This is a genomic window from Micromonospora sp. NBC_00421, from assembly GCF_036017915.1.
Taxonomy (GTDB): domain Bacteria; phylum Actinomycetota; class Actinomycetes; order Mycobacteriales; family Micromonosporaceae; genus Micromonospora.
On sequence record NZ_CP107929.1, the window covers coordinates 3,654,818 to 3,666,504 of the forward strand.

The following is an 11,687-nucleotide window of genomic DNA, read 5'->3' on the forward strand; positions in this document are numbered from 1 at the left end:
GGTGTCACCGGTCCGCCAGGCGGCGGTGACGGCGCACCGATCGCCGTCCACCGCAGCACCACGCGACCATGCGGAACGCCCCCGGTCGGTCGACCGGGGGCGTTCCGCATGGTGCTTCCCACGCTACTCGACGGCGACGGCAGCCTCCGCCGGCCGGGAGAACATCGCCCGACGCCCCGGCAGCAGGGTGGCGGCGAAGGTGAGCGCCGCCGCACCGGCCACCACGCCGATGTAGATGAAGATCGACCCGGAGGGGACGGGCCGGCCCAGCACCACGGCGCTGAACGGCAGCAGGGTGACGATGGAGGCGATGGTCCCGAGGATGACCCCGATGATGGTGATCATGCCGGCCTCGACGCCGAGCATCTGCAGCGCCTGTTGCCGGGTGGCGCCGATGAGCCGCTGCATGCCCAGCTCCCGACGGCGACCGGCGGTGGCCACGATCAGGGTGTTCGCCACCGAGATCATGGTGTAGCCGGCGACCAGCGCGACGAGCAGGTAGTTGACCCACGCCAGGGTCTTGGTCCGCTCGGCGAACGTGGTGATCGCGTCGCGCCCCTCGATCAGGGTGCCCGGCTGACCGCCTACCTTCTCCCGCAATTCGGCCGTGAGCGCGGCCCGGTCGGTACCGGGCGCGGCGGTGACCAGGATCTGGCGGGCCAGCCCGGTGGTGCTGTGGGCGGCGAGCAGTTCGGCGGGGAGCATGATCGTCTCGTACCCCTCCTTCGCCGGGTAGAGCGCGACCACCCGCAGGTCCACCGCCGACCGGTCGCCGAGCCGCAGGGTGATCTGGTCCCCGACACCGATGTCGAGGTTCTTCCCGGCGACCTCGGGTAGCGCCACCGTGTTGCCGGTGAGGTCGGTCAGGTTGCCGGCGCTCGTCCGCACCCCGGTGATGGCAGCGGCGCTGGCCCCGCTCACCCCCTGCAGGGGCCACGGCGACTCGACGTGCGACCCGTCGTACGGCTTGTTGATCCAACCGGCGCTGGTGACGTACGCGGACACCGCCTCGACGCCCGGCGCGGAGCGGAGCGTCTCGACGGTGTCGGCGGGGAACCCGCCGGTGGTCGAGCTGAGCACCGCGTCGGCGCGGAGGTTGTCGGAGTAGTAGCGCTCGGCCGCCTCGTTCTGGGTGGTCTGGAGGTAGAAGTTGGCCAGCGCCAGGCCCACCGCCAGCATGATCGGGGTGACCGCGGAGGCCACCCGGACCGCGCGGACCCGCACGTTGATCGTGCCGAGGTAGCCGGCGAGCCCGAAGAACGCCCGCGCCGGCACACTGAGCATGGCGGCCAGCAGCCGGGTCAACCCCGGGCTGATCAACGCGATGGCGATCGCCCAGCACATCACCGCCGGCCCGGCGGTCGCCGAGGCCACCGCCCCCCGCATCGCGATCGCCGTCACCAGCAGGAGGGCGAACCCGCCGCCGAAGAAGAGGATGGAGAACACCACCCGGGGCCAGCTGATCCACTTGCGCTGGAGGGCGGCCTCGGCGATACCTGCGGTGGGCCGGGTCTTGGCGGGACGCCGACCAGCGACGTTGGCGGCCATCAGCGCGGCGAAGATCCCGACGATCGGGCCGATCAGGTATGGCAGGAAGCCCTGGTGGAACTCGACCACCGGCGAGATCACCCCGGCCTCCGAGACGATGTGGTGCAGCAGCGGCCCCAGCACCACACCGGGCACGACGCCGAGGATCGCCGCACCGACCGCGACCACAAGCGCCTCGCGGCGCACCATCTTTCGGATCTGCCGGGGTGTCGCGCCGATGGAGCGCAGCAGCGCGATCTCCTTCTGCCGCTGCTGCACCGACAGGCCGAGGGTGCTGGCGACCACGAAGATCGCCACGAAGACCGTCATGCCGGCGAAGACACCGGCGAGCGGGATGAGCTGGGCCTGCCCGCCGACCGCCTCGGGGAACTCGGCCGCGCCGCGGTCGTCACCGGTCAGCACCACCAGCTTGCGGTCGGCGAGGGTCCGCTCGATCCGACCGCGCAGGGCGTCCACGTCGGTGCCGGGCTTGGCCACCACGCCGATCGCGTCGGCGCTGCCGGTGTGCGGGTTGAGTCGCCGTTCGTCGTCGCCGGAGAAGAACAGCGCCGTCTGGTCCGCCTCGACCGGCGGGGTGGCGATGCCGCTCACCTGGTAGGAGGAGGCGATTCCGCCGACCACCACGTCGACCCGGTCACCGACCTTGACGTGGGCCAGCCGGGCCACCGCCCGGTCCAGCACGACCTGGCCGGCCTGGGCGGGCGGCTGCCCGTCGAGCTTGTACGGCCCGAGCTGGGCCGACTCCCAGCCGTGGCCCAGTGACTGGGTGCCGACGATCACCGGAGCGCCGTCGCGGACCACGGTGGCGGCGAAGGACGCCTCGGCGACCGCCCGTTCGACCCCGGGCACCTCCTGGATCCGGTTCACCAGGCCCGGATCGATCCAGTAGCGTTCGGCAAGTGGCACGGACTTGATGTCCTTGGTGTCCTGCGGGTCCTTCTTGGGCACGCCGTAGGTCTGCTTGCCGCTGACCACGACGTCGGCCGCCGCCAGGCGCTGCGGTGGGACGGCCAGCCGGATGCCCGTCTCCATCAGCCCGCCACAGGCGACGACCAGCGCCACCCCGAAGAAGACCGCGATGAACGTCGCGATGAACGCGAGCTTGCGGTAGCGCAGGGTGCGCCACGCGAGGTACGTCATCAGAAGCCACCCCTGCCGGTGGACTGCGGCGCCCGGTTCTGCTGCCAGGCGGTCAGGTGGGTCATCCGCTCGGCCACCACGTCGGCGGTCGGCGCCTCGAGCTCACCGATGAACTGGCCGTCGGCGAGGAACAGCACCCGGTGCGCGGCGGCGGCGGCCACCGGGTCGTGGGTCACCATGATGATCGTCTGGCCACCGCTGGACACCGTCTCGCGGAGCAGCTGCAGCACCTCGATGGTGGTCTGGGTGTCCAGTGCGCCGGTCGGCTCGTCGGCGAAGATGACCGCCGGCCGCATGATGAGCGCCCGCGCGATCGCGACCCGCTGCTGCTGACCGCCGGAGAGCTCGCTCGGCAGGTGCTTACGCCGCTCGGCCAGCCCCACCCGGCCCAGCACCTCCACGACGGAGTGCCGGTCGGGCCGGCGGCCGGCCAGTCGGTACGGCAGGCCGACGTTCTGCTCGACGTTGAGCGCCGACATCAGGTTGAACGCCTGGAAGATGAAGCCCACCCGTTCGCGGCGCAGGATGGTGAGCTGGTTTTCGTTCATGCCGCTGAGTTCCTTGCCGTCCAGCACCACCGAGCCGGACGAGGGCACGTCGAGCCCTGCCGCGCAGTGCAGGAAGGTGCTCTTACCAGAGCCGGACGGCCCCATCACCGCGGTGAAGCTGCCCCGCGGAAAACTCATCGTGACGCCACGCAGTGCCTCGACCCGGTTCTCACCGCGCCCGTACGTCTTGCGGACGTCCCCCAGACGGACCGCGTCGACGGTCCCGCTCATGGGCATCCGACTCTCTTTATTCCTGTTCACCTCATGCTCCCCGCAGAAGAACGTCGCCAGATGGCGGTGGGTATGTGACAACCGTATGGATCTGGCGGGCGCCGCTCTATGGAGCTAATGACCCGAAGCGGTAGGCCTAGACCTACACTCCGGGGTCGGGTTCCCGCACCGCCCGCAGGGGCTCAGCTCGCCTGTACCGCCGCGGACTCCCACTGCGACCAGGAGCGCTCGGCCCCGCTCGGCGCGACCGCCAGCAGCCCGGCCCCGGTGGCGTCCATCGGGAGCCCGAGTGAAAGCTCGGTGCGCCGCCGGACGTTCAGCTTCCGGTAGACCCGGGTGAGGTGCTGCTCGACCGTGCTCACCGTGATGTACAGCTTCTTGCCGATCTCCCGGTTGGTGTGGCCGAGTGCGGCCAGCGTGGCGACCCGCTGCTCGGCGTCGCTGAGCCGGGACAGTTCGTCGTGCTCCGGTGGGGCGTCCGCCTCGTCGGCCCCCGTCACGTCACCCCCGGGCAACAGCCGGCGACACAGCGCCTGCGCCTGGATGTCCTTGGCCAGTTGCATCGCGCTCCGGGCCACCACCCGCGAGGTGTTGAACTCCCCGCGTCCGTAGTGCGCGCTGCTGAGCGCGGCCAGGGCGAGGAAGAGCTGGTAGCGGTCGCCGGCTTCCTGGAGGAGGTTCGCCGCCTGGCGCAAGGTGTCGACCCGTTGTCTGACGTCGAGCGCCGACCCGAGCAGCCGCAGCGAGATGCCCCTGGTCCGGGCGTTCGCCGCACCGGGCCGGGAGAGCTGCTCGGTCACCATGCCCCGGGCCCGGTCGGGCCGGCCCGAGCGCAGGTAGACCTGGGCCAGGTCTCCCCGCCAGGGCAGCAGGGTCGGCAGGTCCAGCCCCCACTGGGTGGCCAGTTGCCCGCAGGTCTCGAAGTCGGCGAGCGCGGCGTGCGCCCGTCCCCCGGCAAGGTGCAGGTGGCCCCGGGCGCGCAGGTACTGCGGCCAGAACCAGGTGTCGCGCATGGCATCCGGAATGACGTGCTTGAGTAGCGCCTCGGCCTCGTCCAGCTTGTCCATACCGATCTTGGCAAGCAGCAGGTTGGACAGCGGCGAGCCGATAGCGACACCCCAGTTGTGCGGTGACATCGCGTCCAGTGCCTCGCGGGCGAACCGCTCGCTGAGCGGCAGGTCGCCCTGCCGCAGTGCGATGTGCGACCGGACGTCGGACAGGATCGCGTGCCAGGTGGTGGCCCCCCGCGCCCCGGCCTCGACACCGAGTACGTCGCACCAGTGCACCGCCCGGTCCATCCGGTCGGCGTAGACAAGCGTCTGCAACGCGCACAGCGCCGACTCCAGTCCGACGTCGACCAGCAGGTGGCTGCCGAGCACCTGTTCGGCACGGGCGATCACCTCGTCGGTCACCCCGTCGGTCAGCACGGCGGTCAGCGACGGGGTGGCCGAGCCGAGTACGCCGCCGGGCCGGGCCGCGACGGCGGCCGACCTGACGCCGGGAGTGGCGTCGAGTTCGGCGAACGCGACCGGGAAGTGCAGCCGCAGCCACTCGGCCCACCCCTCCAACTCGGCGGCGGTGGTGGCGTCCAGTTGCTGCCGCACGTCGCGCAGGTGTCGCAGCGTCTCCTGGGCCTCCTGCCGGTGGCCGTGCCAGAGCTGGTAGCGCAGCAGCGCCACGGCGTGCCGCTCGGAGAGGTGCCCGGCCCGCAGCGCGTCGCGCTGGGACTGGAGGTGCTGACTCACCGCTGCCGGGTTGACCCGCCACTGACAGTCGGCAAGCATCGCGGTCAGGGCCGCCCGACGAGGGGCGTCGTCACACATCTCGTGGGCCAGCTTGAGCGACTCCACCGCGTCCTCGACACGGTCCTCGGCGAGCGCGTGGGTCGCCGATTCCTGGAGCACGGTGACCGCCCAGGGCTCGGCGAGACCGCCTGACGCGAGCAGGTGGCCCCCGATGGCCGAGGCGGGCGCGCCCTCGGCGTGCAGCAGCTCCGCCGCGCGGGCGTGCATCTCGGACAGGGCGTCCGGGGCCAGGTCGTGCAGCACCGCAGCGCGCGCCGCCGGGTGACGGAACCGCCCCGCGTCCAGCAGACCGGACGCGGTCAGCGCGTCGAGCACCCACTGGACCCTGGCCGGCTTGCTGGCCAGCAGCCGGCCCAGCAGCGCCGGGGTGGCGAGGTCGCCGAGCAGTGCCAGCCCGTGGGCCACCTCCAGGATCGCCGGGTCCCAGCGCCGCAGGCAGGCCAGGACCGCCTGGCGGAACTGACCGCCGACGACCACCTCGGTGTCGTCCGCCGAGCCGGCGGCCCGCCGGTCCTGCCCGAGCGCGTGCAGCAGCAGCGGGTTGCCACCGCTGATCCGGTGGTACGTCGGAGCGAGCTTCGCGGCGGTGTCCCGGTCCGTCCAACCGCCCAGCAGCTCGGCGACCCCCGGCTCGGACAGGGGTGACAACTGGATGTTGCAGAAGCAGGCGTGCCGGGTGAGCTCGGCGCGGAACTCGGGGTTGAACGGCTGCGGTTGGGGCGACTCGGTGAGCACCAGCAGGATCTGCGCGGCGGTGAGCCGGCGTTGCAGGTAGAGCAGGGTTTGCAGGGTGGTCTCGTCGGCGAACTCGACGTCGTCGACGAGCAGGACGAGCGGGCGGTCCCGGGCGATGTCGAGCAGCTCGGCACACATTCCGCGCACCGCGGTGATGTCGGCGACTCCCTCGACCGTGGTGGCCCCGAGGTCGATGAGCGTGTCGATGCGTCGCAGCGCCTCGGCCGGCAGGGGCACGCTGTGGAACAGTTGCCCCATCACCGCGGCGGGCAGCAGCCGCTCCGCCCGTGAGCAGGCGGCGCTCAGCACCAGCCCACCGGCCGCGGCGACGTGGTCGGCGAAGGCCCGCAGCAACTCGGTCTTGCCCGTGGCACCGGGGCCGCTGATCAGTGCGACCCGCCCCCTGCCCGTGGCGCTTCCGGAGTAAAGCTCCCGCAAGATGTCAAGCTCGCGGCTTCTCTCCACGAATTCCACCCGTCTCCCCCCAGGTCAGCGATGACGCATCGAACGGGGCGCTGCCGCCTGGCGGGACAGGCCCCCGACGAAACCGTTCGACTCGATGCCACGCGGTCCGCCGAGGCCCACCCGGCCCGCTGACCACGTCAGCCCGCAAACCGGGTATTTCAATGAAGATGGTCAATTGAATGACGGCTTTCGCCGCGCCTCGACGGCGAACACAGCATACATAGACACCCGTACAAGACGGTAGTGGGGTGGTGATACTTCGTCACCGATATTACGCACGGGGGTGGCGTTTGGCCGGTTCTCGACGCCGGCCACAAAATTACCTATCAGTAGCCATTTCATGATCCAAAAACTCCCCCACGCCTCCGACCTGCACAAACGGCCGCAGAATCCACCGTTCCGCAGGCCGCTGACCTGCAAAAGTACCCCGACAGAGGGTTCTTAACGGAATTTTTATGCCAAGACGGCCTTGGTCACCACCGATCCCAATGAGCTCGTCACACCGACACCGAACGGTCGATGGACAGCAAATCGGGCAAAATACTCTTGAGGAAAAATTGAGTTTCGGCGAGGAGACGGAGCTATTACAGACACAATTCAAAGGTCTGGTAATCCTGTCGACCTTGCGACATCGACGCAGGGGATCACAAATACGACTTGCCGGGTCCGAAAAGTGGCCGCCGGTTGACGGGCCGCTGAAATCTAGTCGCGGGCCGGCGAGTTAGGGGTCGCCTCCGGGTATACCCAGGCCTTCCTTGCCGCCAGGCTGGAGCTATCCGAGGGCAGTGACGCACAACACGATGTCGGAAGCGTGTCCGCCCCCAGCCGAGGAGGAAAGCGTGGACGATCTCACATCGGTGAGCAACGCGCGGCGGTTCAGCGACGTTCGCGGCGACGACCGATTCGACGTGGTGCTCGAGGGCGGCCCGGTCGGTCTGCCGGCCACCGCCCGGGCCCACAGCGCGCAGGCCGGCACCGGCCGGATCAAGGTGCCCTACCTGGGCGGCTACGAACACTTCGAACGCTCGGGTGACCACGACGGCCTCGACGACGACGCCTCGCGGGTGGTGGTCTTCCGTTGGACCATGCGGACGAAGATCGCCGAATGACGACACGGTTGATGGGGGCACCGGCCACCAGCGCCCCCGTCGACCGTCCTGTGGATCAGCCGGTCGGCGCGCCGGGCAGCAGCCGTTCCAGCTCGGTACCGATCAGCCGGATCACGTCGGCGGCATGGTCGTTCAGGTAGAAGTGCCCACCCGGATACACCCGTACGTCGCATTCGCCGGTGGTGTGCAGCCGCCAGTCGTGCGCCTCGTCCAGTGTGGTCATCGGGTCGTCGTCGCCGGTGAGCACGGTGATCGGGGCGTCCAACCGCTGGTCCGGGTCGGCCCGGTAGGTCTCCACCGCCTTGTAGTCCCCACGCACCGCGGGCAGGATCATCGGCAGCAGCTCCGGGTCACCCAGCACCCGCGGGTCCGACCCGCTGAGCCGGGCCAGTTCCCGCAGCACCCCGGCGTCGTCACGGGTGTGCACGTACTGCTCCTGTCGGACGCGGGACGGGGCCCGGCGGCCGGAGGCGAACAGCCGCACCGGCGGTCGGCCGGTCTCCCGCTGCAACCGCAGCCCCACCTCGTAGGCGAGCACCGCGCCCATGCTGTGGCCGAAGAGCGCCACCGGCCGGTCCAGCCATGGCCGCAGTGCACCGAACACCCCGTCGGCCAGCGCGGCGATGGTGTCCAGCACCGGCTCGTGTCGGCGGTCCTGCCGGCCCGGGTACTGGATCGCCAGCACTTCGACGGTGGGCGAGAGTGCCCGGGAGACCGGGAACAGGTAGCTGGCCGAACCACCGGCATGCGGCAGCGCCACCAGCCGGATCGCGCTGGACGGCGCGGGATGGAACCGCCGTACCCACAGGTCGTTCTCTAGCGTTGCCGTCATCACTGGTCCTCTGGGGATCGGTGCTGCGGGCCCGCCCCGCAGCGGGACGTCTGCAGCGGGACGTTCCCGTGCCGGCCCCACCGGTGGCGGGTCGCCGGGTCGACCTGCCCATCGGCGACGCGGACCGACCGGGCGTACCGGGGCTCGCCCGGGGGTCGACGTCGACGGGGCGTCCGCGCCGGCGCGTCACCCGGGACCGTCATCAGCACTCCCCTGCCGGTCAGCTCGGGCGGCACGGCGTACCGGCGTGGTGCCGTCGCCCGTCGACGAAGTCGAGCGTAGGAACAGCCGGGAGACCGGGGCAACCCCTAAGTAGATGGTCGGCCCCCTAGCCCCCGACCGGACGGCGGGCGCACGGGACGACGTTCCCGCACCGGACGGGAACGTCGTCGTCAGCCCGGGGACGGTGCGGTCAGGCCACCGGATGGGCCGGCCGGGGGCTGGCCGGGGCTGCCGACTCCGGTCCGATCCGGATTTCGGTGCCCGGCGCGGCATCGGCGCGGCCGGTGCCCTCGGCGACCGCCACCGCGTCGACCGGGGCGGTGGCCGGGGTGACGTCGGCGGTGGACGACGGGTCGGCGGTGGGCGTGGTCACGGGGTCGACCGGCCCGCCGGGCGTCTCCTGCCCGGGCACCGACGTGCCCACGTTGCGCAGCAGCACGGCTGCCAGGACCGCCGTCACCAGCAGGATGCCGGCCGAGACGACCGCCACGGCCCGCAGCTCGTCGGCGAAGGCCGCGCGGGCCAACGCCGCCAGCGTGTCCGCCGCGGTGGCGGAGAGCGTCCGGCTCTCCTCGACCGCGCCACCCAGGGTCTCCCGGGCGGTGGCCCAGGAGTCCGCCGGCACGCCGTCGGGGGCCGCGCCGGAGAGCTGCTGCCGGTAGACGAACGTGCCGATGCTACCGAGGATCGCGACGCCGAGCGCCGCACCGAACTGGCTGCCGGTCTCGGAGAGCCCGGCGGCGGCGCCGGCCCGCTCCGGCGGCGCGGTGGAGACGATCAACTCCGCGCTCAGGGTCAGCACCATCGCGATGCCGCCCGTCATCAGCGCCTGGCCGACCACCACCTGGGTCAATCCCGCCTCGTCGCCGACCTGGGCGAGCACCAGGCAGCCGACGGCCCCCACCAGCAGGCCACCGGCGGCGACGTAGGCCCGTCGGAAGCGCTGCGCCAGCATCGGGGCCAGCACCGCCGCGCCGACGCCCGCCGCGCCCGCCGCCGGCAGCGACCAGAGCCCGGCGCGGAACGGGCCCAGCCCGAGCACCAGCTGTAGGTACTGGCTGATGAAGAACATGAAGCCGACGAGTGCGAAGTTGGCAAGCACGTTCATCACCACCGCCGCGCTGAAGGCCGGGGCGCGGAACAACCGGACGTCGATCACCGGCTCGGCGGCCCGCCGCTGGCGCAGCACGAAGAGGGTCAGGAAGATCAACCCGGCGACCACCCCGGCCACCGGCGGCCAGTCCCACCCGTCCTCGGCGAACTGCTTGATGCCCCAGATAGTCGGCAGCACCGCGACGAAGGCCAGTACCGTGCTCAACAGGTCGAGCCGCCCGGCCGCCGCGTTGCGGAACTCGGGGAGCAGCAACGGGGCGAGAATCAGCAGGAGCAGCATGATCGGCACGTTGATCTCGAAGACGGTGCCCCAGGAGAAGTACTGGAGCAGGGCGCCCCCGGCCACCAGGCCGATGACGCCACCGGCGGAGAAGCCGGCCGCCCAGAGCCCGATCGCGGCGCGACGCTGGTTCTCGTCGTGGAACATGTTGCGGATCAACGACATGGTCGACGGCATCAGGGTCGCACCGGCGGCGCCCATCACCGCCCGGGTCCCGATCAGCATGCCGGGACTGGTGGAGAGGGCCGTGGCCGCTGATGCCACACCGAACACCGCCGCGCCGATCATCAGCAGCCGACGGCGCCCGATCCGGTCCCCCAGGGTCCCCATCGGGATCAACAGGCCGGCCAGCACGAAGGCGTAGACGTCCGTGATCCAGAGGAGCTGACTGCTCGTCGGTTCAAGGTCCGCCGTGATGAACGGTACGGCGTACGACAGCACGGTCATGTCCATGCTGATGATCAGTGTCACCATGACGAGTACCGCGAGACCGATCCACTCGCGGCGGCCGGCCTTTGCCTGCGATGTAGCCATGGCGGAAAGCTAGCATCGGATCTATACGCACGTATACATCCGGTGGATGAATTAGGGGGTGGTTCCGAGCAGGGTGGTTCCGAGTAGGGTGGCGCCGTGGGTCATCGGGAACGCCTGCTGGCAGGGGCCAGGGTCTGCCTCTACGAGCGCGGCTACACACGCACCACCGCCCGCGACATCGTCGCCGCGTCGGACACCAACCTGGCGTCGATCGGGTATCACTTCGGCTCCAAGGAGGCGCTGCTGACGGCCGCCCTGGTGCAGGCGTTCGAGGACTGGGGCGCCGAGATCGACCGGGTGCTGCGCGACGGCACCCAGCCCGACCTGATGGACCGGTTGGAGTCGATGTGGACCGGCCTGGTGGAGTCGTTCGGCACGCACCGGCCGCTCTGGGTCGCCGGGATCGAGGCGTTCGCGCTGGCTGAACACCTACCGGTGCTGCGCGAGCAGCTGGCCGAGAGCTACACCCGGGCCCGCCCGGCGCTTGCCACCTTCGTCATCCAGAACGGCGGCGAGAACGTCACGGAAGAGACCCGCAAGGCCCTCGGCTCGTTCCTGTTGGCGCTGATGATCGGGTTGACGGTGCAGCGGCTGCTCGACCCGGCGGCCGCCCCGTCCGGCAAGGAACTGGCCGACGCGCTGCGGCTGATCGTCAACACGGTCAACGACTCGGCCGGCGACTGAACCCACCCGGGACAGGGGTCGTTCCCGTCCCTTGCGGACGACCGGCCCGACCCAGAGGGGTCGGGTAGGGGTGGTCACTCCACCCTCACCAGGCCCGCGCGGAGCAGGTCCTCCAGCCAGACGTCGAAATCACGCCGGGTGACCACCGGATCTGCCGCCCACTGTCGGGCGAGGACACCGGCCGCGCGTTCCGGCGAGCCGCCCTGCTGCTGCAACGCGATCCACATGGCCGCGGCGGTCGCCCCGAACCGGTACCGCAGTCCGTCCCGCTCACAGGTCAGCTCCAGCTGCCCGCTCCGGGTGACCTTGGCGACGATCCCCTGTTCGAGTCGCACCCGCATCCTCCCTGCCTCCCCGTGTCCACCCTGGTGGCACCTGCGGTGAACCGATTCGTCCATCCGCCCCGGCCACTACCGTACGAGGTCGCAAGGTAACGCGACA

Annotated in this window: 8 protein-coding genes; 2 read left to right on the top strand and 6 right to left on the bottom strand. The window is 70.9% G+C overall.

Annotated elements, in window-relative coordinates; genetic code table 11:
* Positions 1–123 precede the first annotated feature (123 nt).
* From OHQ87_RS15175 to OHQ87_RS15185, 3 genes are all read right to left on the bottom strand, one after another.
* Positions 124–2,688, bottom strand: coding sequence for an ABC transporter permease (locus OHQ87_RS15175; protein WP_328338393.1), 2,565 nt, complete (start codon positions 2,686–2,688; stop codon positions 124–126).
* Positions 2,688–3,497: an ABC transporter ATP-binding protein gene (locus OHQ87_RS15180; protein ID WP_328338394.1), complete on the bottom strand. Its 810-nt coding sequence runs from the start codon at positions 3,495–3,497 to the stop codon at positions 2,688–2,690. Before OHQ87_RS15180 ends, OHQ87_RS15175 begins: the two co-directional genes overlap by 1 nt.
* 152 nt (positions 3,498–3,649) lie before the next feature.
* Positions 3,650–6,481: a helix-turn-helix transcriptional regulator gene (locus OHQ87_RS15185; protein ID WP_328338396.1), complete on the bottom strand. Its 2,832-nt coding sequence runs from the start codon at positions 6,479–6,481 to the stop codon at positions 3,650–3,652.
* A gap of 830 nt (positions 6,482–7,311) precedes the next feature.
* Between OHQ87_RS15185 and OHQ87_RS15190 the strand changes: the two genes are divergently transcribed.
* Complete coding sequence (locus OHQ87_RS15190) at positions 7,312–7,581, top strand: DUF5988 family protein (RefSeq protein WP_328338398.1); 270 nt, start codon at positions 7,312–7,314, stop codon at positions 7,579–7,581.
* A 55-nt stretch (positions 7,582–7,636) separates the two neighbouring features.
* Here the strand turns inward: OHQ87_RS15190 and OHQ87_RS15195 are convergent, their stop codons facing one another.
* Positions 7,637–8,413 (bottom strand): thioesterase II family protein, encoded by a 777-nt coding sequence (locus OHQ87_RS15195; protein ID WP_328338400.1) that lies wholly within the window; start codon positions 8,411–8,413, stop codon positions 7,637–7,639.
* A gap of 412 nt (positions 8,414–8,825) precedes the next feature.
* Positions 8,826–10,562, bottom strand: coding sequence for an MFS transporter (locus tag OHQ87_RS15200; protein WP_328338402.1), 1,737 nt, complete (start codon positions 10,560–10,562; stop codon positions 8,826–8,828).
* Between the two features lie 96 nt (positions 10,563–10,658).
* Here OHQ87_RS15200 and OHQ87_RS15205 point away from each other — a divergent pair, with 96 nt between their 5' ends.
* Positions 10,659–11,246 carry a TetR/AcrR family transcriptional regulator gene (locus tag OHQ87_RS15205; RefSeq protein WP_328338404.1) on the top strand — a complete coding sequence of 196 codons (588 nt, stop codon included), beginning with the start codon at positions 10,659–10,661 and terminating at the stop codon, positions 11,244–11,246.
* Positions 11,247–11,320: 74 nt separating this feature from the next.
* Here the strand turns inward: OHQ87_RS15205 and OHQ87_RS15210 are convergent, their stop codons facing one another.
* Complete coding sequence (locus OHQ87_RS15210; RefSeq protein ID WP_328338407.1) at positions 11,321–11,587, bottom strand: PqqD family peptide modification chaperone; 267 nt, start codon at positions 11,585–11,587, stop codon at positions 11,321–11,323.
* Between the last annotated feature and the right edge of the window lie 100 nt (positions 11,588–11,687).